Source organism: Psychromonas sp. psych-6C06 (assembly GCF_002835465.1).
Classification (GTDB): Bacteria; Pseudomonadota; Gammaproteobacteria; order Enterobacterales; family Psychromonadaceae; genus Psychromonas.
Window position 1 is genome coordinate 35,278 of sequence record NZ_PIZM01000011.1, and the last position, 23,261, is coordinate 58,538.

Genomic DNA, 23,261 nt, shown 5'->3' on the forward strand with positions numbered 1-23,261 from the left:
TTTCCTTGTTTGGGCTTTTTAGTTACGGGGTAGGTTACGTCATCATAATCTTATATGTACTAGCTCAGACTTGCGATGCTCTCTTTTTCGAGTTCTTGGAAGTATTTTACCGTTTTAACTTTCAAGTCTTGTTGCGCACCTTGATCAGCAACAATCACCGCTTTTTTATGTAATTGCAGTGCAGTTACCGTCCAAAGGTGGTTCACAGCGCCTTCTACTGCTGCTTGTAATGCTAATGATTTATTATGGCCTAATGAAAGGATCATCACCTGCTCTGCATCTAACAAGGTAGCGACACCAATTGTGAGTGCATATTTAGGCACTTGGTTAACATCGCCATCAAAAAAACGAGAATTAGCAATACGAGTATCATCAGTTAAAGTCTTAATGCGCGTGCGAGAAGAAAGTGAAGAAGCCGGCTCATTAAAGGCAATATGCCCATCAACGCCCACTCCCCCCATGAACAAATTAATTTTTCCGTAGGATTTAATTTTATCTTCATAAGCTTGGCAATGCGCATCAATATCAGTGGCTTTACCATCTAATAAATTAATGTTTTCTTCTTTTATATTGACGTGATTAAAGAAGTTTTCGTACATAAATGTGCGGTAAGATTCTGGGTGGTTAGGCTCAATACCGACATATTCATCCATATTAAAAGTGACCACATTTTCAAAGCTCACTTTGCCTGCTTTATATAGTGCGATCAGCTCTTTATAGGTTGATAAAGGGGTGCTTCCTGTTGGTAAACCTAAAACAAAAGGTTTTTCTTCGCTGGGATTAAATGCATTAATCGTTTCAACAATATGACGAGCAGCCCATTGGCCAACTTGTTCTACAGTTTGTAAAGGAATAAGTCTCATAAATAACCTCTAATAATTAGTGTAAAAGTAATTAAAACGGACTGTCTTTATCTAGCGCTTCACAGAGTGAAATGATAGCCAACGCTAATGACGATTTAATAACCTGTTGCTGCCTATCAATTTGCATCTGATAAAAAGCCAGATCAATCTCGTCCTGTGCAACCGATACCGGTTCAAACACCAGCATATTTATCTTTTTCGCTACATGAAGCGCTTCAATTGAAGTTACAATGATAGGATCTGTAAAGTTATACTCAGCGCTATCATTATTCAGCACGCTTTTAAGTTTAATAATGCCTTCAAAATCATGATAAATATCATGAGGTACTACACCTAAGCCAAACAATAATTTTAACCTTACAGAAAGCTCCCCTAACGGGCCTGAATCGTGTAATAAAGGCCCAACAACGGATTGCACTGCAAAGTCATTTTTTAGAAAAATACGTTCAATAAGCGTTTGAATAACCTGCTCAAACACATCAACGGCTGAAATAAAAAAACCACGTGCAGTAGTGCTCGTATTTAGATATTCCAGAATTTCATTTTCTTGTAATTTTTTGGACATAAGCTCTGCTGTTTTAGTTAAGTGGGGTGCTCCCCACTATGAATTATTGCATTGCAGTAAATAATCTCTCAATCTCAAGCGCTTCCTTGCTAGTTGGTGCTAAGCCCGTGTATTTGGCTAATGTTGCGAGGAAACCAATACTTTCAAGTGAGGTTTGTAATTCGAGTGCCTGAGGATCATCACTGTTTGTATATTTAAATGCGGCTGCAATACCTTTTAATAACATTGTATTATCGGTGCCATATTCAATAGTACCTAATAACGGTTTTACTAAACGATCATTTTCACCAAGCTTGCGAATAGGTTGTCGACCTACTCGATCAATTTCATCATGTAGGTAAGGATTAGCAAAACGTCCGATAATTTTTTCGATATAAGCATTGTGAAGCTCACGATCAAAACCGTAACGTTTAATCAAAACTTCACCACTCTCTTGCATTGCCTGTCTAACCTGAGTGCGAATAACATCATCATCAATCGCCTCTTTCACTGTTTTATGGCCAGCAAGTGCGCCTAAATAAGCTGTCATGATATGGCCAGTATTTAGAGTAAATAATTTACGTTCGATAAATGCCATTAAATCATCGGTTTTTTGCATACCATCGATCGCTGGAATTTCTCCTTTAAATTGTTGTTCATCAACAATCCATTCACTGAAGCTTTCTACGGTAACCTCTAGCGGATCATTGGCAGCCTCAGAAGGAGGTACAATACGATCCACCGCTGAATCAACAAAGCCCACCAAACGATCCATTTTTTCATGATATTTTTCATCAAGGTGCTTATACACCTCTTTTTTGATGTAACTCGTACCGCGGATCATATTTTCACAGGCAATAATATTAAGCGGTTCATCATTATTAGCTTCAAAGCGTAATGCTAATCCCTGTGCGATTTTTTTAGCAATAATGGCCAACACATTCGGCCCAACTGCGGTTGTTATAAGATTGGTTTCTCCAATTAAGTCAATCAAATCATCACTGTTTGAGTTAATCGCATTGACCGAGGAAACCACCTCAGTTTGGCAGTCTGAACCAACGACTTTAACATTGTATGTATGTAGGGTATTGAGCTGATCGATAATTTGATCATCTACATCAGCAAAAGTGACCTCTACATGTGCGTCTGATAACAGTTTCCCGATAAAGCCACGGCCAATATTGCCGGCACCAAAATGTACTGATTTCATAATATATACCTTCTAATAATTAACATTGAAAACAGCGCTGATAAATCAGCGCTTGATATTAAGCTGCCTGTGGCTCACTTAGTATTTTCAGTACCTTTTGAACATCCTGACTATTGGTTAATGTTTCAATAGCTTCAGGGTCATCCAGTGCGTTAGTTATCGTGGTGATAACATTAATATGTTCATCATTTTTAGCGGCAATACCAATCACCAGTTTCGCAATATCGTCTTTATCATCTCCAAATAAAACACCTTCTGTGTATTGGCAAACAACAATACCTGTTTTAATCACACTCTCTTTTGCTTCAATTGTACCGTGTGGCACTGCAATTGATTCGCCAAGATAAGTCGTAACCAATTTCTCACGTTCAAACATCGCTTCTACATAGGCTGGCTGAGCATAACCTAGCTTAACCAATTGCTCACCAGCAAATTGAATCGCCTGTTGCTTATTGCTCGCTTTCAACCCTAAGTGGATATTATCTGCCGTTAACTCAAAAGCGGGCGGTTCTTTTGCTTCGTAAACATCATCATTAGCAGCCATCAATGGCATACTCATATTGATATCATCATTAGCGGCTGGCTTTGCGTTGGCAATAACAATCTCAGAAACAAGCGCATCATACAATGTGCTATCTAAAAAGTTAGTGAGTGATAAATGTTTAGCGTGAGCAGCATGAGTACGTGCACGTGCTGTTAAGTCTTTATGGGTAACAACAACATCAACATCACCAGGCAAATTATTAATAGCACAGTTAGTGACACTAATATTTAACCCTGCAGATTTCACTTTTTTAGCTAAAAGACTTGCACCCATCGCACTTGAGCCCATACCCGCATCACAAGCTACAATGATTTTAGTAACACCAGACATGTCGATATTGTTATCTGCTTTTGCTGTCATTGGTGCTTCTGTTGCTTTACCGCTGTTTTTAAGGCCATGCATTTTACTAGATGCTTCAGATAACTTATTGCCATCATCTTCATCAGTTTGTTTCTGTGTTTTCATCAATAATGCAGCGACTACAAACGAAACTGCAGCTGAAGCAATTACCGATAACACAACACCAATTAACGACGCTTTTGGTGTCATTAGTAATACCGCAAAGATTGAACCTGGAGAAGCAGGAGAAACAAGTCCAGCATTAAACACTGTTAGTGTAAATACACCCGTCATACCACCAGCAATAACAGCTAGAATTAAACGTGGATTCATTAGCACATATGGGAAGTAAATTTCATGAATACCGCCAAAGAAGTGAATAATACTTGCACCACCAGCAGTTTGCTTAGCTGTACCTTTACCAAACACCATGTAAGCTAATAATAAACCTAAACCAGGGCCTGGATTTGCTTCAATAAGGAAGAAAATTGATTGACCAAAGTCAGTCGACTGCTGAATACCAAGCGGCGAGAAAATACCGTGGTTAATCGCATTATTTAAAAATAGAATTTTAGCAGGCTCAACAAAAATAGAAGTAAGAGGTAATAAGCCCGCATCAACTAAACCATGTACACCAGCGGCTAACATTGATGATAGCGCTTTAACAAATGGCCCAATTAGGTAGAAGGAAAGGATACATAAGATCATGCCGATAATACCTGCTGAGAAGTTATTTACTAACATCTCAAAGCCACTTTTCACTTTACCCTCTACCGCCTTGTCGAATTTCTTAATGGCATAACCACCGAGAGGACCAACAATCATTGCGCCCATAAACATAGGGATGTCGGTACCGATAATCACACCGATGGTTGTGATTGCACCAACAACAGCACCACGATCTCCGCCGACTAATTTACCGCCAGTATAACCAATCATCAAAGGAAGAAGATAGGTAATCATTGGACCGACTAGTTTAGCGAGTTCCTCATTAGGGAACCAACCTGTTGGAATAAATAATGCCGTAATAAAACCCCATGCAATGAAGGCTCCAATATTTGGCATAACCATATTTGATAGAAATCTACCAAAATTTTGTATCTTGATCTTAGCTTCAGATGATATCATGTGCGTACCCCGCCCTATGTAGTATTCAATTATGTTAGTTAACGGTTCGTCAAAACCGTCATTTGCTTCAAACACAATTAACTTAGCATATAAAATTGAATATGAAATAGGGTGGGATTTTACGTGACGCAAAGCTCAAAAAACAAACAGAAAACAAGAAAAACAGTGACTCATATCACTAAATTACACTGTAATTTTACTACAAATCTTATTTCTCACTGCAAAGAAAAAGACTAGCGTGATATATATCACACAACCCAACCAGCAACAAAAACAAAATAAGTGACCTATATCACCAAATAAAAGAAATCCTTTTCAGAAAACGAAAAATTTAGTGACCTTAGTCACACCACAAATTTGTAACCTAGCAGTCACTGTTCTTTTATTACACAATTTATTAACGGTTTTATAACAGTTTTGAGATAAATCAACACTTGAATGTGTGGTTTTTAATCAATTTAAACCACATCAATGATCGGGTGGTTCATCTGCCATCCCCCCATTAGCAAATAAGCTTTCAATGGAAACTTCAGATAGTTATACGGATTGTTATGGAATTTAAACTTTATTATTCCTGTTGAGGCTTTTTAAGGTTATTACAGGCATAAAAAAACCACCTAATGTACAAACACTAGGTGGCTTCAGAAACAATAATTAGTGATAGTTATGAAAGTGCAGCAACCGCTTCTTTTACTAACTCAGCAATCTTACCCCACTCTTTATTATCAATTAGATCAGCTGGCACCATCCACGTACCACCACAAGCTAACACTGCATCAATATCCAAGTAGTCATTGATATTAGTTGGTGAAACACCACCTGTTGGCATAAAACTTACAGGATAAACAGCTGTTAGTGATTTAAGCATTGAAACACCGCCAGATGGGCCGGCAGGGAAGAATTTCAAAGTAGTAAGACCCATTTCCATTGCTTGCTCAACTAATGATGGGTTATTCACGCCAGGAATAATTGGCATGTTACGTTGTTGGCAATATTTAACTGTCGTTGGGTTAAAGCCAGGGCTAACAATAAAATCAACGCCTGCATCAATCGCTTCATCAACAGTCACACTGTTTAGTACTGTACCCGCACCAATAAGCATTTCAGGAAATGCTTCTCGCAGGTTTTTAATCGCTTGAGCAGCAGCAGGCGTACGGAAAGTGATTTCAGCACATGGCATACCGTTTTCTACTAATACTTTACCTAAAGGAACAGCATCATTTGCATCTTTAATTGCAATAACTGGAATCACTTTAAGCGACTGTAATCTTTCATTTAATGTTGTCATTTTTAATCCTAATAAGTTTTTATAATTAATCTACAAATGCGTCTGTGTACTTAGTATCAATTAATGCACCTTTATGCTGGATAACAGTTCCAGCAAGTTGATGGCCTTTTTTAGCAGATACTTCACTTGATTCGCCTAAAATACGTTTTGCTAAATAACCAGCTGCAAATGAATCGCCAGCAGCAGTAGTATCGACTACTTTTTCAACTTTAGTTGCTGGAACGCTGATTGTTTGCTCAGCAGTAACAATTTGACAGTTGCCACCACCACGCTTAATAACGATTTCTTCAACGCCTAACGCTTGCGTACGGGCGATACACTCTTCGATATCTACATCGCCGAATAGTGCTTGTTCATCATCAAACGTTAATAGACCGGTATGTGTTACTGCTAGAATACGTTTAAAGCTTTCAGCTGCTTCTTCTTTAGATTCCCATAACTTAGGACGGTAGTTATTATCAAAATAAACTTTGCCACCAGCAGCTTTACAGCGACCAAGTAAATCATAAAGTTTTTCGCGGCTTTCTGGTGATAAGATAGCAACGCTAATACCTGATAAGTAAATAGCATCTTGTGCGACTAGTTGCTCGATAAGCGCTTCACTTGCAGTTTCAAGCCAGAACTTAGCAGCGGCGTCACTACGCCAATAGATGAAGCTACGCTCACCCGAGTCATCAGTTTCAACCATGTATAGACCTGGCTGTTTTGTTTCTGAGCGTTGTACAAACTGTGTATTTACACCTTCAGCATTCCAGCTATCAATCATATCTTGACTGATTTTATCTTGGCCTAGTGCTGTAACGTAATTTACGTTAACACTTTTATTAGCCGATAAACGTGATAGATAAACGGCAGTATTTAATGTATCGCCACCAAAACCTTGACGAAAATTATCACCTTCGTGCAATAATTCAATCATACATTCGCCGATTAAAGCGATATTTAGATCAGCCATTTTTTACTCCTTTTCTATAGAAAATCAGCACGCTTTGGCGTGAATACGTCAATTAGTATACTGCCTTCTTCTAAAGCAACAGCGCCGTGCATGGTCATTTTAGGTGCGTTATAAGCATCACCTTTTACAAGTACTTTTTTCACGCCATCGATCTCTGCTTCGAAGCTACCTTCAGCAACATAACCGATTTGGTCATGGATTTCATGTGTATGAGGAGCACCAATAGCACCCTTTTCAAAATGTACTAAAACAAGCATTAAATCATCTGTGTAAGCGACTATTTTTCTTTTAAGACCGTCACCAAGATCATCCCAAGGGGTGTTTTCATCGATAAAAAATGGATTCATGTTTATTTCCTCAAAATTTATTTAATAATATAATTTGGACCAACAGTTTCAGTGGTCATAATTTTTAATTGGTTCACATCTGCGCCTTGTTGTGGCAGATAGAAAAAGCTATTTTTCTCTTTTACGCCTTGTGTCGCTAGGCTGTAATTATTTAACTGTTTTGCTTCGATTAATTGGCCAATATAGCGCTCATTCTGATAAGTCGCTTTCTGTAACGGGAACTGCTCACTTGCTCTCACTGCCACTTGTTGTTCATTAGTGGTCATCACAAAATTATCCGCAAAATGGATATCGACACCGCCGTAAATATTCTCTACCTGTTTGTTATCAAACAAGCTCACACGGTGACCTTGACTACCATGTACAATCCCCCAATCGGCATCATAAATAGTGTTGTTGGTAATGGTGATATTTTTCGGTGTCCACTGCTTATTTAGCTCTTTACCTTTAACCGATTGGTCTAGCTTTTCACCATTAGCCACATCAATAATACCGGTGTTTAAAACAATGCCACCGCGTACATCAGCATTACCTTTAATATCACCTTCACTACCACGAGTGCCGGCTATATAGTTATTACGAATCACATGATCTTCATCGTAGATACGCATACCACCTGTTAATTGTTTGTTGTTACCAAGAATAACGTTATTTTCAACGATGTTTGCTTTGCCGTGACGCAGTGAAATCATCGATGCACTATTAAAAATAGTATTACCACGAATGATATTTTCACCTGATTTCAAAGAGATCATTTCACGTTCTCCATCCATATCAACAAACAAATTTTCTTCGATTAATGTCTTTGATGGAAATTGGGATGCTTTACTGTCTCCAACACGAATAGCCTCCCAACTATTACCGTTGTAACGAATCGCTTCTTTGATAGCAAACTCGTTATATTGATTTGGTTTTTGGCTATAGAAAAGATTATGTTTAATAATATGATTGTCAGCCGTTTCATCTTTTTGTACACCAATTAATGTACCGCGCTTATATTTAGCTTCAAAACGGTTATTAATTAATTGTGCATTTTTTCCCCAGAGTGAAATCCAAAGATACTTTGGATACTCTTGGCGACGCTCGTCAGGTTGATAAGCATAATCATGATTGAAGTCTTTAAACGTAGTGTTCTTTAACACATTGTTATCACCTTCCAGACGCAATGCACCAAAGCGCTCAGCAGGTCCACCTTCAGTAAACACTAGGCCATCGATCACAACATTGTTACTTTTTACCACTAGTTGTACTAAGCCAGTTAACCATGCTTGTCCTGGCTTTTCAGCTTTAATGGTGATGTTGTCTGCATTAATTTCAACAATGCCTAAGTCTTGATAACGGCCTGGGCTAAGGATTAAAGTATCACCCGATTTTAATGTTTGAAGTTGCTCTTTTAAATTTTCAACTTGTTTTGATTGTGTTGCATTTACACTACTGGCAACGATTGGGGTTAAACGTTTATTGTCTAGCAAATCACTATGCGTAAGGGCCATCAATGGCTGACTAAGCATTGCTGCAATAGCAATAAAGCTTAACTTTTTCATATAAATAACTCCTAAGGAAAAGGGTGAGGAGCAACCTCCTCCCCTTAATAATGACTTATTCAGCTTGTGCTGGTTTACGCGCGGCTTGTAACAGTAAGATACCTGCTGTTAACACCATGCTTCCACATAAGATAAACAATCCGCGTCCTGATGGTTCATTTGGAATTAATGCCATTGCCAGAATACCGAAACCTGCAATTGAGATTAAATTACCTAAAATTGAACGCTGTTTTGTATCTAGGTTTTGTTGCTCTTCACCTGATGCGACAACCGGCGTATTCCAATCGCGGAATAGCTCATCAATCTCTTCTTGACGCGCTTCACTACGAGGCTTAAAGAAGAAATAAGTACATAAGAAGAAACCACCCGTAATAACAACATGCGCACCTAAGCTTAAACCAACTTTCAGGTCAGCCCATTCACGGCCGGTTAATGCTGTTTCTAAACCAAATAGGTTTTCAATGTGTCCTGCTGTTAACGCAATACCAAATACATATGAAACCACACCACCAACAACTAATGTTGCCCAACCAGACCAATCTGGTGTATTACGTACCCACATACCAAGTAGTACAGGAATTAACATAGGGAAGCCGATTAATGCGCCAATATTTAATACAATATCGAATAAGCTTAAATGTTTCAGTGAGTTGATAAATAGACCAATGGCAATGATGATGATACCCATCGCAACCGTTGCAAGACGACTTGCTAACATAAGCTCTTTTTCACTTGCCTCACCTTTACGTAAAATTGGCGAGTAGAAGTTACGAATAAAGATACCTGCATTACGGTTTAGACCCGAATCCATTGATGACATGGTTGCAGCAAACATCGCAGCCATTAACAAACCAACCATACCTGCTGGCATCACTTGCTGTACAAAGGCTAGGTAAGCTGCATCACCCGCTTTATTGCCCATAGACTCAAATGCTAAAGCAAAATCAGGCATAAAGGCATTTACATACCAAGGTGGTAAGAACCAAATAACCGGACCAACAATCATTAATACAGCCGCAAGACCAGCCGCCTTACGTGCATTTTCACTGTCTTTTGCACACAGGTAACGGTATGCGTTAATACTGTTATTCATTACACCGAACTGTTTCACGAAAATGAAAACAATCCAAAGAACAAAGATGCTCATGTAGTTAAGGTTACTACCGACCATGAAGTTACCGTTAAAGTTATCAACAATATTCATGATACCGCCACCATGGAAGTAAGCAGCAATTGCACACGTAATAGTTACAGCCATAATAACTAACATCTGTACAAAGTCAGAAGCTACAACCGCCCATGAACCACCAGTTACAGACATAATAAGTAATACTAAACCCGTTGCGATAATGGTGGTGCCCATATCGATACCAAACACAGCTGCAACAAAGATCGCCAGACCATTTAGCCACACACCTGCAGATATAATGCTGTCTGGCATGCTACCCCAAGTAAAAAACTGCTCTGAAGTTCGACCAAAACGTTTTTTGATCGCCTCAATAGCAGTAACAACACGGAGCTGTCTAAACTTAGGCGCGAAATAAGCCCAGTTCATAAAGTAACCAAATGCATTGGCTAAGAATAATATTACAATGGCAAAACCATCTGTAAATGCTTTACCCGCGGCACCGGTAAATGTCCATGCAGAGAATTGTGTCATGAAGGCAGTCGCACCAACCATCCACCAAAGCATTTTACCGCCGCCTCTAAAGTAATCACTAGTGGAAGTGCTAAATGAGCGGAACAACCAGCCTATTGCGACTAAAAATCCGAAATAAGCGAGTACAACAACTATGTCTATATTCATAATGATGCCTATACAAGTTAGTTAATAATGAATGAATGTAAAAAGTGTATATGACTCAAGCCTATTTGTAATACAAAAAGACAATACATGTGATCCAGATCATGATTTTTTATGATGTTTTTTTAAACTAGATATAAATCAGATAGATAGGTATTTTGTGGCAAAAATATTAACGTGTTTCACGGTTTTTAATTATAAACGAGTAATAAAACAGATAGTTACAATAAAAAACAGTTACTTACTAATTAATAGAAGGCAAAAAAAGTATATTTATAGCTAATATATGTCAATAAATAACGGAATATATCAATAACAATTTAAAATAAAGGTGATTTATTATTCTATTTGTATTATTTTATATGTAATGTTTTTTTACTTTATTGAGGTTGTTATGCAAGCTAATTTATCTACTGTTCTTATGGATCAAGAAGAGATCAATGAAATACAACAAGAATTAGGAAAAGCTTCTTTAATGGGCAAAAGCCTCGAACAACTCATTATTGATACTGATAACTATATGGCATTGCCTCTTGATGTTCCTGGTCATAGCCCAGCAGGAGGGTATGCGCATAATAAACATCAACAAAATGGTAAATATATTGATCAAGCAGGTAGACTATTTTTAATTACCGGCGATGAAAAATATGCTCAATTTACAGCAAACTTATTAATGCAATACGCTGATAAATATTTAAAGCTTGGTTTTCAAGAGCAGCGTAATACCAACCCGCCAGGCCGTTTATTCCACCAGCTTTTAAATGAACATGTTTGGCTACTTTATGCCAGCTTAGGTTACAGCTGTATTAGCCATTGGTTATCAGCCACCCAACGACAAGAGATTATTGCTCGCTTATTTATTCCTCTATTAGATATGTCGACTGTCCAATATGATTTCGATTTTGATCGTATTCATAATCATGGTATTTGGGCCGTTGCGTCAGTTGCTATTTGTGGTGCAGCAATAGGCCAAGATAAATACATCGACATGTCTATTCATGGCCTAAAAGGCGATGATGAAGAAGGTGGGTTCTTAGCACAAATCAGTAAACTGTTTGCACCCTCTGGCTATTATATGGAAGGTCCTTATTATCATCGTTATGCAATCCGCCCATTAGCTATGTTTGCTGAACTAGTACATCGCTTTCGCCCTGAATTAGATATTTTTAACTTTAAAGATCAAGTTATTGGTAAAACCATCCAAGCAATGTTATCAACTGCCTATCCTAATGGCGTATTTCCTGCTTTAAACGACGCTTCCAAAACAATGGATATTAAAGATGAAGGCGTAATCATCGCACTTAGCTTGTTTGCTAAACATTACCCAGAAAATGAAAATATTTTAGGTATGGCAAAAATTCAAGAGCGAGTTTGGGTTAATGGATGTGGGTTAGTGTTATCAAAGGCATATGAAGCTAAAAATAAGATTGAGATGCCCTGTTTACCAAGTGTTGAGCTCAATGAAGGTCGTGATGGTGACAAAGGAGCCCAGGGATTTATCCGCATGCAAAATAATACCGGTGATATAAGCCAACTGGTAATGAACTATGGTCAGCATGGTATGGATCATGGTCACTTTGATACTTTAGGATTAACCTACTTTAATAATAACCAAGAAGTATTACGTGAATATGGTTTTGGTCGTTGGGTAAATGTAGAGCCTAAATTTGGTGGTCGTTATCTTGATGAAAACAAATCTTACGCGCGTCAGACTATTGCTCATAACCTAGTCACTGTCGATGCTGGCTGTCAAAACAGTTTTGATATCAACACTGCAGAAGCAAAACATGGTGAACCACATTTCTTTATCGGTAATGGTAACCTACAAGGCATGAGTGCATATGCCCATGACTTTTACCCTGGCGTAACACAGCAACGTACATTATTGTTGGTAAATCATGAACAGCTTGCACACCCACTACTTATCGACCTTTTTCGTTTGAGTAGCGAAGAGACACATCAATATGATTACGCATTACAGTATGAAGGCCAGATAGTACGAACCAATGTTGAACTTGAACACCATAATACGCTCAATTCAATGGGCAATGACTTTGGTTATCAACATCTATGGAATGTCGCACAGGGCAAGGCTCAAGACACAACATTAGTAAGCTGGTTACAAGGGCAAAGTTATTATACTTGGCTAAGTGCATCATCATCCGATGATACGCTTTTCTGCACGCGCACAGGCGCGAATGATCCTTCATTTAACCTACGCAGCGAAACCAGCTTAGTTTTACGTCGACAAGCGAGAAATAGTTTATTTGCCAGTGTTATTGAAACTCATGGCTACTTTAATGAAGCAATTGAGGCTAGCCTTGATGCGCGCGGTAAAATACAACATATTAATATTATTGGCTTTAATGATCATGCATCGATCATTGAAGTATATGGAGAAGGTATTGATTTAACGATCATGGTCAATAATGCTCCCGACGCCACAGTAGATAGCCAAACCACTATCGAATTTAATCAACAAACATACAGCTGGCAAGGATTTCTAGCAGTAGAATCAAAGAGGTCTTAATCATGAGTTATCAACCACTACTAATTAGTTTTGAAGAAGCAGCTGCATTACGCAAACACCTAAATAAAGATTCTTTGATCGGCCACTCTATTGCCGAAGAGATTGAAGCTCTTGAATCATATATGCCGATAGGTATTGAAATTCCTGGGCATGGTGAAGCTGGCGGTTACGAACATAACCGTCACAAACAGAACTACATCCACTTAGATTTAGCAGGTCGTTTATATTTGATCACTGAAGATAAACGTTACCTCGATTACGCAACAAGCATGCTAATTGAGTACGCGAAAGTTTACAAAACACGTGAATTAAACATTAGCCGTGATTCAAATAAGCCTGGTCGTCTATTTCACCAAACATTAAATGAAAATATGTGGATGTTATATTCATCATGCGCATACTCTTGTATTCGCCATGAGTTAACTGACGATCAACAGCAACTTATCGAAAATGATCTTTTCAAAGTAATGCTAGAAATGTTCGTTGAAACCTATGCAGAAAACTTCGATATTATTCATAACCATGGCCTATGGTCTGTGGCAAGTGCTGGTATTTGTGCTTACGCAATTAATGACCAAGCTACGGTAGACAAAGCTGTATATGGGCTAAAAGGCGATAGTGTTTCAGGTGGCTTCATAGCGCAACTTACACAACTATTCTCACCAGATGGTTACTACATGGAAGGCCCTTACTATCACCGTTTTTCATTACGTCCTATCTTCCTATTTGCAGAAACCATTGAACGTCGCCAACCTGAAATAGGTATCTACAAATTAAAAGATGAAGTGATTAAAACGACTGCCTTTGCGGTCATGTCGACAGCATTCCCTAACGGTACATTGCCTGCACTTAATGATTCATCTCGTACCATGGATATTAAAGATCTGGGTATTTTATTAGCGACCAATATCTGTTTTAAACGCTATGAACAAAATGAAACGTTATTAGCGATGGCTAAACATCAAGGTAAAGTCTGGGTTCATCATACCGGTGAAGCACTATCAAATGCTTTAGATAAAAATGCTGATGTAGCAAACTTTAACTGGGGTAGCTTAAGCTTAACTGACGGGGCACAGGGTGAATGTGGCGGTATTACGATTCTCCGCCATCGAGATGTACAATCAGATGATAGTATGGCGCTACTTTGGTATGGCCAGCACGGTAGTGATGCGAAGCTACACTCTGCATTGGATCATGGTCACTTTGACGGTTTACATTTAAGTCTATTTAATAATAATCAAGAGTTCACGCATGACTACGGTTATGGTCGCTGGGTAAATATCGAGCCTAAATTTGGTGGTCGTTACATTCCTGAAAACAAAACCTACTGTAAACAAACTATTGCCCATAACACCGTGGTAGTTGATCAAATCAGCCAAAACCAAGGTGTCACTGCAATTGCTCAGCAACACTTTGGTGAAAAACACTTCACTTTATTAGGTGATGACAAACTACAGGCAATGAGTGCTTTCGCACGCGGTTATTACCCGGGTGTTGACCAGCAACGCACTGTCATCATGGCCGAACTTGAGGGGTTTGAAAAGCCACTTATTATCGATCTATTCCGTATGATCAGCGATGAGCAACATTGTTATGACTACCCTGTTCATTATACGGGTCAAATTGTGCATACTAACTTTGAATATCAACAGCATAGTAGTTTAAATACGCTTGGTGAAGCACATGGATATCAACATTTATGGAATATCGGTCAAGGTAAAGTTGAAAAATCATCGCTTACTACTTGGTTAATGGGTGATAGTTATTACTCACTAATAAGTAGTGCAAATGAAAATAGTGAATTTATATTTGCTCGCACAGGCGCAAATGATCCTGATTTCAATTTACGTAGCGAGCCGATGTTTGTATTACGTCAGAAAGGCGATAATCATCTATTTGCTAACGTTTATGAAACACATGGCTACTTTAATGAAGCAATAGAAGCGAGTTTAAATGCACGTGGTTTAGTTCACTCTGTTACCGTTTTGCATTCGAATGATGATGCTTCTGTGGTCGCGATTAATCTAGTTTCAGGAAAACAGATTAAAGTTTGTGTTGCTAATCGCGTGGATGTCGATGCTCAAACAAATAATAACGTTGAAATTAATGGTGAAGTAATTAACTGGCAAGGTGCGGTTGCACTCATTTAATCACTTTATCGAGTGGGTGGTTTTACCTAAAACCACCTTAAATAATACCAATTCCGCTAATATAGCGATCAAATATTACGCAGGAAAAAGGAGTTAGTTCAAAGCGAAAATTGATGCAAATAGTTGTTCCCTTTACGAAATTTTTAACGCTGAAATAGCTTCTTTTAACCAGTAAGATTGATCAGTTATTTAGTGGATTTGGTATAACATTAAGCCGAGTAGGGTAGACAACCTTTACTCGGCTTTTTTATGAAAAATGATAATACTAATTTGGATGAGTAAGTTGTCTAACATTACACAAAAAAATGAATATGGATAAAGCGTTTAATTATACAATAGCTGGCTATTGGGATTTAAAATAACGAAACGATCATTAATTTTAACCAACAAGATTGATCGGGTATTTATCTAGGTTGGTATAAAGTTTAACTAGGATCTATTTTCAGATCGCGAAAAGTCGCTTTATCATCTTGAAAACGTTTCTTTAACAGCGCTAAATAAAGCTCTGCCGTTGCTAATGCGTCAATTAAAGCACCATGTGCTGGATATTCAGGTAAACCATGTCGTTCACGTGTGGAGCTTAAACGGAAGTCTGCCGATTGTGCACTGCCTTTATGAATAATGAATGATTTTTCAATACTTAAAGTATCTACCCATAACAGCGGTAATGGCGGTAAATTAAATTGTTTAGCGACATAGTAATCTAAAAAACGTTTCTCAATGACACTGCCATGTGCAACTAATACTTTTCCGACGAGTGAGGCAAAGAATTTTTCTAATATCTCATTGAGGGGCGTCCCATTTTCTAACATTTCAGGCACAATATGATTAATGATTGCTGTTTCAGCTTTGATTTTTTTAGTCGATTTTACAAACTGTTCAACCGCTTCTGAGAGTAATATTTTTTGATTTTGAATGGGGAGATAACCAATACTTAATAGGTGATCTGTTTCAGGGTGGAAACCTGTGGTTTCAATATCTAAGGCGATATAGTCCAGTTTTAATAGATCCTCATCAATATCGGGTAAAGGCGCGCGAAGTAATGCCAGGATATGATCCGGTATCTTATGTTTGTTAATATAGCGCGCCCGCTTTCGTTGTAATTGATTGAGTGGATGAAAATAGTTAAACATCGATAACATCAACCTCTCCTTAAGATATATCCACAGAAAATGCTTCACGCGTAAAACGTAATTTAGCCGCGTCCTGTAGATCGGAGATGATCCTAAATGCATCTTTTAAATGTTTTCGTTCAAAACTACCAAAAATATTAGGATCAATATGATTATCAGGCTCTCTACCCGCTTTTAATTCTTTAAGCTGATGTGTGAGGCGAATTTGAGTAATAAACCGAAATGCCCCTAATACATTTTTTAACATCTCTTCACTTAACATATTCTTGTCATAAGCCTCGTTAAAACGTGTCACGGTTTCGCTAGAGGTTGCCCCTGCAGCTAAACCATAAATTCTCGCTAAATCAACAATTAGCGTCAGTGCAAACTTCTTAATATTGAGCATATTAGAGTGACTTCCTGTTTTTTCTAGCACCAATGAATTAAAAATACCTAGTGGGGGATTAATTGATATTGAATCACGCACCAAAGAGGGAAGAAAAATACTCGATTTAGCAATGCCATCAAAAAGGTGTGACTGCAACTCATTATTAAATTGCTGATCGCCGAATAACCAACGAGTTTCTAAAAAGACACTGATATTCAATAAACAGTCGTATTCAGGGTTAGCTATCCATTTATCATAATAAGCTTTCCACACACGTAAAGGCTGACACCATTTAGGGTTAGCGGCCATAAACTTACCAGTACACAGCGGAAAACCACAGGCGTCTAAGGCATTACAAATCCACATTGAAAAATGCTGAAAATATAATCGGTCGCTTGATGTAGCTTCATCAGACAATATGATGGCGTTATCTTGATCTGAGAGCATATGAATTTCATTACGAGCATGAGAGCCCGCCACTATCCATGCGTACTCACAAGGTGGCGTACCAAAATGTTTCTCAGCCATTTGAATTAAACGGCGATTATAAGCATCCATAATCATCGTCATTACATGGCCAATTACATCACCGTTTACTTGTCCCTCTACTAACGCTTCAAAAATAGCTTGGCGTTCAGATGTAAGTAATGCTAAATCCTGTGCTGTTTCTGCATACTTAATTTTTTCAATAAGAAATACAGCTTGCATACGATTATTTCGCACCAAATGAGTGGTAGTCAATAAACCAAATACACGGTTATTTTCAACAACAGGTAGGCTGCGAATATTATGTTGCATCATCAATGAGGATGCTTTTAACACGAGATCATGAGGGCCGATAGTAAGTGGATCTTCTGTCATTACTTGTGAAACTGGCGTTTGAATATCTACGCCCGCTAAAATAACACGTTTAGTCATATCACGATCAGTGATTAAACCAACGATAACCCCCTCTTTCATGACAACAGCTGTCGGTGAACACACGGCGATAATATCGCGTGCCACCTCCTGAATTGGTGTATCGTGTTGCACCACTGCAATTTTATCACTTGCAACTTCGGACACCTTTTTGACAAAGATGCCTTTTTCGCTATCCGACCAAACAACATCCAGTGCAGAATGCAGACGAACCTGTGCATTACTCGCAAAATGTTCAACAAATAACGGGTGTTCTTCAAGTAGTTTTAATAATTCAGCATGGGGAATTAAATACAATAACGTGCTTTCTATTGCTGTCGCAGTGTAGTCTTCTTTATCCTCTTTATGCTTTTCTAAGAAGGTAAAACCAAACAGGTCTTCTTCACTCAATTTTGCACGTAACATACCACTGTGTTTACGCTGCTCCATTGAGCCAGTTCGAATGACATAAAGATATCGTAACTCATGCTCTCCCCCAAAATGGATCTGCTCACCCTTCGCTAAATAAATGATTTTAATTGAAGAAGCAATTTGTCGCTGTAAATCACGAGGTAACTTATCAAAGGGATCAATACGCGCGATAAAATCATGAATATTAGGGATCAAAGTTTGAGGCATAATTAGTCCATTATAATATTTTTAAAGCTAACGAAAAAAGCCATTCTTTATTAAAGAATGGCTTTTAAATCAACGTCTGTCTAGCTTATTAGAGAGCAATTTCAACACTACTATCAATAGCCCAAATTACTTTTCTAATTTAGTGAAGTAATCGAAAATAACAGGTACATCATTTTGACCTAAACCAGCATCAACACCAGCTTGTAGGGCTTTAGAAGTACCTTCAGCAATTGGAGATTGAGTACCTAAATCAGAAACCATTTGTAAGAAGTAACCAAGATCTTTGTTTGCATTAGCAACAGAGAAACCTAATTTTTCTTCATTATCAACAGCGTAGAACTTAGTAAACTGCATGAATGGTGAATTAGAAGGGCCTGCAGACATAATGTCGAATAATTGTTGACCATCAACGCCAGCAGCTTTAGCTACAGCAAACGCTTGAGACATCGCAGTAACTGTCGTCATACCAATAAAGTTATTAATTAACTTAGTTGTGTGGCCCGCACCTAATTTACCTAAATGAAATACGTTCTCGCCTTGCTCTTCTAATACAGGCTTAACTTTATTAAACGTTTCTACATCACCAGCCGCCATGATGTTTAATAGACCATCTTTAGCATGTGCAGGAGTACGGCCAAGAGGAGCATCGATCATGCCACAACCTTTCTCTGCTAACGCAGCACCGATTTTTTGAGTTGAAGCAGGAATAGAAGTACCAAAATCAATTAATGTAGCACCTTCTTTCATTCCAGCTAGCACGCCGTCTTCGCCGTATACGATTTTTTCAACAACTGCAGAAGTTGTCAGGCAGAATTCAACGATATCAGAAGCAGCAGCTAATTCTTTAGCAGAAGTGAATTGCGTCGCGTTACCACGAGCAAGTACAGCATCAACAGCATCTTGGCTTAAATCCATCACGTTTACGTGGTAACCACGTGTTTGTAAGTTTTCAACCATGTTGCCGCCCATAAGGCCAAGACCGATGAAACCGATTACTGGTTTAGTCATAATAAACTCCTGAATATATTAATGTATGGATAGTTGAGAGTAGCGTCAGTATGCTGCCTCTTTATTAAATCTGTTGCTATAATATACATCTCTTATTTGTATTACAATACAACAAATAAAAATAATTACATTTAATTTATTTATTGAAGCTTTAATAACAACTATAAAACCGATGGAGAGGCTAAATCAGTTTTAAACAAACTTATAAAATACTAATTTTAAAGAATATATATCAAACCATAAGGAGGAGGTACATATAAAGTTAGCTTGAGGCAAATAGTAAGCAAAGAGGTTTAATTGACTTTTTAACGATATATAAAAGGAAGTACAGTTATAAGTTTAGGTCTTACAACTAAAATCAGAAAACTAAAGCAATGGAATTTAAAAAATGATCTCGTATTACGCAGAAAGAATTAAACTACCAAGGCGTGAGATAGTGAAGAGAGTGATTATCCCTTCAAAGCTCACAACACAGGTAGCGTAAATGTTAACAAGTAAGACTGAATACCTTTTTAACTCTTTTGGTATTAGTTGCTTGTTGGTAAACGATGATTACTGTTATTCAATAGATCAGTATTCGCTTGTCTTGCTTTATCAGGATCGCCCGCCATGATTGCAGTATAAATAGCACGATGCTCCTCAATACATGTTCCACCTTTTTCAGATGAATGGCCAATAAAGCTTTTAAACATAGTACACAGTACATTAGCAAAAGGGAGGAAAAAATTATTACCGGTAGAAGAAAAAACCAGTCGATGAAACTCCATGTCAGCTTCAGTCCATGCTTCAACATCAAAGTTTGCTGAGATTTCATCCATTTTTTGAAAGGTGTTAGATAATAAAATACGCTGCTCTGCACTTGCGTTACTAGCAGCCAATGCAGCGGCTTCAGGCTCAATAGCTTTTCTCAATGCTAAAAACTCTTTATAGATTAGTTCATTATCACCAATATCAATAATCCAATCTAATAACTGCGGATCTAAAAAGTTCCAATTATCTCGACTTTTAACACGTGTTCCGACTTTAGGCTTGGATTCAAGTAGCCCTTTCGATGTCAGTAGTTTAATGGCTTCTCGAAGAGCCGTGCGACTGACACTAAATTGTTCGCATAAAGCCATTTCGCTAGGAATGATATCGTTCTGTGCTAACTCTGCAGATAGAATTTTACGTGCTATTTCACGAGCAACTTGTACATGCAAGCTTCTCTTCGAACCCGCTATTTGAAAAAATGAATTACTCATGGAACCTCCTTATTGTTTCAATCTAGCTCTATTGTAATACAAATAAGCAGGGTAATATAGTAAACAACAGCTTTAAAATAAAAAATCATATTTTAAAGCTGTTGTTGGTACTTAAAAATTAGAAGCTGTAGCGAATACCTACACGGCTTCTTAATTCACGGGTACTAGACAATTCGTTAATGCTTACATCGCCAAACTCTAACCATGGAGTCCAATTACCCATTTTATAGTGAGCAGTTAAGTTATTTTCATAGTTTGTATCTTTACCATCATATAATAAGTAATCAGAGTCATGTGATTTGTAGTAGTTTAGCTCGATCCCTAAACTCAAGTTTTCAATCTTATAGCCAGCATTAAATGTATAACGGTTACGGAATTTTTTCTCATCTTCACCTGGTTTTACATCTAAACGGTAGCGTGCACTAAGTGAAAGGTCATCTACAGCATCAGGTGTATAAGTAACACGTAGTTGAGGTTTATAAGTATCACTTGAAGCGCCAAATTCGATTGGCATACCAGGTTGTAGAGCCCACTCACTATTAATAGCCCATTTATAGTTAATACCTATCTCTGAACCGTTATTTTGCAAGTCTTTCATAAACTCACCATCGGCACCTTTAAACTTAAGCTCTAAGTCAATAGATAGGTTGTTTTCAAAGGTATTTCCCATTTTTACTCGGCTAGAATGTTGATCTGTTTTACCTCTATATTCGTGACGAAAGTCAAGTGAAGCAGCTGTAACATTTGCTGATACAAAGCTAGCTGCAACAACAGCAATTGCGGACTTAGAAAGTTTCATAATAGATCCTTAGTAATAGTTAACGTGTTTATTTGTATTACAATACTACACTACTACATATAAGGTAAATGCCTTTTATAGAGGTATAAAGAGAAAGGTGATCTAGTTCAAATTTTGTTCGTTATTTATGATAAAAAAAATCAACTAAGTAAAGGTTATTCAACCATCGGGATCGCTCAAAAAATAAATAGTAACGGGAGAGGATATTAAAGGCATTCTACACTATGGCTACCTTTGCTATTTACATTACAGTTGTAATGTTTAAACGATAAAAGTTAACTACGGCATGAGCGTCTGCTTCCAAGCTACTATTACTATATCTAGGACCAGATATCAGGTTTTCTGTACGCATATTACATTGATTATGCGCATCAGCTTTTAAGTCCATTGCATCATCAAAATTCCCCCGCTCAAGAAGATGGCCAGCCAAGCATTTTCCTAAGTCATGCTTGAAAACACACGTTATTCTTTATCATAGCAATTCCAATAATTTACTTATCAGCTTACTCTAATCACGATAACACAATGAAATGAGGCGCTTTGGCTCATCACAAAAACGATTCCAAGCGACACAACATTTGTCCATTATATCGTTGTATCGTTGTAAGTTTTAAAGTAACGGTTCGCTATTTCATTTTGACACAACCAGCTCCACACATTTACAACTGGGTTAAGCTCTGGAGAACAAGGTGGAAGATGCATTATCAATAGGTTATCAAACTGATCCTCTAAATATGTTTGATGCCAACTCGCCTGATCCATAATGATAACGGCGTGTTTGCCACTTGGTGTTGTGTCTAAAATTAATTGGAGATCCTTTATACCAATTCCGCTAATATAGTGATCAAATATTACGCAGGGGAAAGGAGTTAGTTCAAGACGAAAATGATGCAAATGGTTGTTCCCTTTACGAAATTTTTAACGCTGAAATAGGTTCTTTTAACCAGTGTGATTGATCAGTTATTTAGTGGATTTGGTATTAGCTAGTTTGGCGATGGGTGAATATTGCTCATGCCCCATCGCTTCGCGATATTCACCCTACTACTATACGCATTATGTAGTTTAATATTGAAGCACCTTATAAATGATTATTAATCATTTCTTTCTGTCCAATTACGGCAAGCAATTAGCTATGCTTCATTTTTAAAGTCCCTAAAACGAAAAAACTCCAGATGTAGTCACAAAAATTGTTCGGATACCTAAGGTTTAGCTGGGTTGGCGATGGGTGAACATTGCTCATGTCCCATCACTTCGCGATATTCGCCCTAATGCTATACGCATTGTGTAGTTGAATATTGAAGCACCTCAGAAATAATCATTAATCATTTCTTTCTGTTAAATTAAAGGTAGCTATTGCCTTGCCTGTATTCGAATTAGGCATCATCGCTAAAGTATTAAAACTAAAAAATAAAAAAACTCCTGATGTGGTCTCAAGGATTGTTCGGATATTTAAGGCTTAGCTCGGTTGGCGATGGGCGGACATTGCTCATGAGCCATCGCTTCGCGATATTCGCCCTACTGCTATACGCATTGTGTAGTTGAATATTGAAGCACCTCAGAAATGATTATAAATCATTTCTTTCTGTCCAATTAAAGCTACTGTCTACGGTAGTGCAGTTCACCTTTCCCCATGTGGGAGTAGGTCATAAATCGTAGGCAATAAAAAACCCCTGTCGGGAACTAACTCGACAGGGGTTTGTTATTAGGCGTTTGGCGATGACCTACTCTCACATGGGGAGACCCCACACTACCATCGGCGCAACTGCGTTTCACTACTGAGTTCGGAATGGAATCAGGTGGGACCACAGCGCTATTGTCGCCAAACAAAAAAGTTAATTAGAAAAGCTGTTTGTTTCCACTATTTAACTTCGTTAAACAGTACGAAACTGCAAATTACTTCGTAATCTGCTTGTTCTTCTTAATCTTAGCTT

The 23,261-nt window shown here is 38.0% G+C and carries 17 protein-coding genes and 1 rRNA gene; 2 read left to right on the plus strand and 16 right to left on the minus strand.

The window, feature by feature from the left end:
• Positions 1 to 59: 59 nt before the first annotated feature.
• The 9 genes from nagB to CW745_RS14575 all read right to left on the minus strand — a co-directional run bounded on the left by nagB (position 60) and on the right by CW745_RS14575 (position 10,569).
• Positions 60 to 863, minus strand: coding sequence for a glucosamine-6-phosphate deaminase (gene nagB, locus CW745_RS14535; RefSeq protein WP_101109421.1), 804 nt, complete (start codon positions 861 to 863; stop codon positions 60 to 62).
• Positions 864 to 894: 31 nt separating this feature from the next.
• Entirely contained in the window at positions 895 to 1,428 is a 534-nt protein-coding gene (locus tag CW745_RS14540) for an MltR family transcriptional regulator (RefSeq protein ID WP_101109422.1), read from the minus strand.
• A 43-nt stretch (positions 1,429 to 1,471) separates the two neighbouring features.
• Complete coding sequence (locus CW745_RS14545; protein WP_101109423.1) at positions 1,472 to 2,617, minus strand: mannitol-1-phosphate 5-dehydrogenase; 1,146 nt, start codon at positions 2,615 to 2,617, stop codon at positions 1,472 to 1,474.
• Between the two features lie 58 nt (positions 2,618 to 2,675).
• On the minus strand, positions 2,676 to 4,628 hold the full coding sequence (locus tag CW745_RS14550; RefSeq protein WP_101109424.1) for a PTS mannitol transporter subunit IICBA: 1,953 nt from the start codon (positions 4,626 to 4,628) through the stop codon (positions 2,676 to 2,678).
• Positions 4,629 to 5,292: 664 nt separating this feature from the next.
• Complete coding sequence (locus tag CW745_RS14555) at positions 5,293 to 5,916, minus strand: bifunctional 4-hydroxy-2-oxoglutarate aldolase/2-dehydro-3-deoxy-phosphogluconate aldolase (protein ID WP_101109425.1); 624 nt, start codon at positions 5,914 to 5,916, stop codon at positions 5,293 to 5,295.
• A 25-nt stretch (positions 5,917 to 5,941) separates the two neighbouring features.
• The gene (locus CW745_RS14560) at positions 5,942 to 6,871 is read right to left on the minus strand and encodes a sugar kinase (protein WP_101109426.1); all 930 of its coding nucleotides are present in this window, start codon (positions 6,869 to 6,871) and stop codon (positions 5,942 to 5,944) included.
• 14 nt (positions 6,872 to 6,885) lie between these two features.
• Positions 6,886 to 7,218 carry a cupin domain-containing protein gene (locus CW745_RS14565; RefSeq protein ID WP_101109427.1) on the minus strand — a complete coding sequence of 111 codons (333 nt, stop codon included), beginning with the start codon at positions 7,216 to 7,218 and terminating at the stop codon, positions 6,886 to 6,888.
• 17 nt (positions 7,219 to 7,235) lie between these two features.
• A complete protein-coding gene (locus CW745_RS14570) occupies positions 7,236 to 8,762 on the minus strand; it encodes a polysaccharide lyase 6 family protein (RefSeq protein ID WP_101109428.1) in 1,527 nt (508 codons plus the stop codon).
• Positions 8,763 to 8,817: 55 nt separating this feature from the next.
• Positions 8,818 to 10,569 (minus strand): transporter, encoded by a 1,752-nt coding sequence (locus tag CW745_RS14575; RefSeq protein ID WP_101109429.1) that lies wholly within the window; start codon positions 10,567 to 10,569, stop codon positions 8,818 to 8,820.
• A gap of 391 nt (positions 10,570 to 10,960) precedes the next feature.
• On the opposite strand from CW745_RS14575, the gene CW745_RS14580 reads away from it, so the two are divergent.
• On the plus strand, positions 10,961 to 13,096 hold the full coding sequence (locus tag CW745_RS14580; protein WP_101109440.1) for a heparinase II/III family protein: 2,136 nt from the start codon (positions 10,961 to 10,963) through the stop codon (positions 13,094 to 13,096).
• Between the two features lie 2 nt (positions 13,097 to 13,098).
• Positions 13,099 to 15,246 (plus strand): heparinase II/III family protein, encoded by a 2,148-nt coding sequence (locus CW745_RS14585; protein WP_101109430.1) that lies wholly within the window; start codon positions 13,099 to 13,101, stop codon positions 15,244 to 15,246.
• Positions 15,247 to 15,671: 425 nt separating this feature from the next.
• Here the strand turns inward: CW745_RS14585 and CW745_RS14590 are convergent, their stop codons facing one another.
• From CW745_RS14590 to rrf, 7 genes are all read right to left on the minus strand, one after another.
• Positions 15,672 to 16,388 carry a 3'-5' exonuclease gene (locus tag CW745_RS14590; protein WP_193755624.1) on the minus strand — a complete coding sequence of 239 codons (717 nt, stop codon included), beginning with the start codon at positions 16,386 to 16,388 and terminating at the stop codon, positions 15,672 to 15,674.
• Positions 16,389 to 16,398: 10 nt separating this feature from the next.
• Positions 16,399 to 18,282: a DUF294 nucleotidyltransferase-like domain-containing protein gene (locus CW745_RS14595; protein ID WP_101109432.1), complete on the minus strand. Its 1,884-nt coding sequence runs from the start codon at positions 18,280 to 18,282 to the stop codon at positions 16,399 to 16,401.
• A gap of 126 nt (positions 18,283 to 18,408) precedes the next feature.
• On the minus strand, positions 18,409 to 19,290 hold the full coding sequence (locus tag CW745_RS14600) for an NAD(P)-dependent oxidoreductase (protein ID WP_101109433.1): 882 nt from the start codon (positions 19,288 to 19,290) through the stop codon (positions 18,409 to 18,411).
• Positions 19,291 to 19,817: 527 nt separating this feature from the next.
• The gene (locus CW745_RS14605) at positions 19,818 to 20,531 is read right to left on the minus strand and encodes a FadR/GntR family transcriptional regulator (protein WP_101109434.1); all 714 of its coding nucleotides are present in this window, start codon (positions 20,529 to 20,531) and stop codon (positions 19,818 to 19,820) included.
• 118 nt (positions 20,532 to 20,649) lie between these two features.
• Positions 20,650 to 21,330 (minus strand): oligogalacturonate-specific porin KdgM family protein, encoded by a 681-nt coding sequence (locus tag CW745_RS14610; RefSeq protein ID WP_101109435.1) that lies wholly within the window; start codon positions 21,328 to 21,330, stop codon positions 20,650 to 20,652.
• 241 nt (positions 21,331 to 21,571) lie between these two features.
• Entirely contained in the window at positions 21,572 to 21,760 is a 189-nt protein-coding gene (locus CW745_RS14615) for a hypothetical protein (protein ID WP_101109436.1), read from the minus strand.
• A gap of 1,278 nt (positions 21,761 to 23,038) precedes the next feature.
• Positions 23,039 to 23,154: ribosomal RNA gene (rrf, locus tag CW745_RS14625) — 5S ribosomal RNA — on the minus strand.
• Positions 23,155 to 23,261 lie beyond the last annotated feature (107 nt).

Coding starts and splice junctions, on each gene's coding strand:
- CW745_RS14565 (WP_101109427.1), bottom strand. CDS start 7,218: ATGAATCCATTTTTTATCGATGAAAACACCCCTTGGGATGATCTTGGT.
- CW745_RS14540 (WP_101109422.1), bottom strand. CDS start 1,428: ATGTCCAAAAAATTACAAGAAAATGAAATTCTGGAATATCTAAATACG.
- CW745_RS14560 (WP_101109426.1), bottom strand. CDS start 6,871: ATGGCTGATCTAAATATCGCTTTAATCGGCGAATGTATGATTGAATTA.
- CW745_RS14550 (WP_101109424.1), bottom strand. CDS start 4,628: ATGATATCATCTGAAGCTAAGATCAAGATACAAAATTTTGGTAGATTT.
- nagB (WP_101109421.1), bottom strand. CDS start 863: ATGAGACTTATTCCTTTACAAACTGTAGAACAAGTTGGCCAATGGGCT.
- CW745_RS14600 (WP_101109433.1), bottom strand. CDS start 19,290: ATGACTAAACCAGTAATCGGTTTCATCGGTCTTGGCCTTATGGGCGGC.
- CW745_RS14575 (WP_101109429.1), bottom strand. CDS start 10,569: ATGAATATAGACATAGTTGTTGTACTCGCTTATTTCGGATTTTTAGTC.
- CW745_RS14610 (WP_101109435.1), bottom strand. CDS start 21,330: ATGAAACTTTCTAAGTCCGCAATTGCTGTTGTTGCAGCTAGCTTTGTA.
- CW745_RS14585 (WP_101109430.1), top strand. CDS start 13,099: ATGAGTTATCAACCACTACTAATTAGTTTTGAAGAAGCAGCTGCATTA.
- CW745_RS14595 (WP_101109432.1), bottom strand. CDS start 18,282: ATGCCTCAAACTTTGATCCCTAATATTCATGATTTTATCGCGCGTATT.
- CW745_RS14580 (WP_101109440.1), top strand. CDS start 10,961: ATGCAAGCTAATTTATCTACTGTTCTTATGGATCAAGAAGAGATCAAT.
- CW745_RS14590 (WP_193755624.1), bottom strand. CDS start 16,388: ATGTTATCGATGTTTAACTATTTTCATCCACTCAATCAATTACAACGA.
- CW745_RS14570 (WP_101109428.1), bottom strand. CDS start 8,762: ATGAAAAAGTTAAGCTTTATTGCTATTGCAGCAATGCTTAGTCAGCCA.
- CW745_RS14555 (WP_101109425.1), bottom strand. CDS start 5,916: ATGACAACATTAAATGAAAGATTACAGTCGCTTAAAGTGATTCCAGTT.
- CW745_RS14545 (WP_101109423.1), bottom strand. CDS start 2,617: ATGAAATCAGTACATTTTGGTGCCGGCAATATTGGCCGTGGCTTTATC.
- CW745_RS14605 (WP_101109434.1), bottom strand. CDS start 20,531: ATGAGTAATTCATTTTTTCAAATAGCGGGTTCGAAGAGAAGCTTGCAT.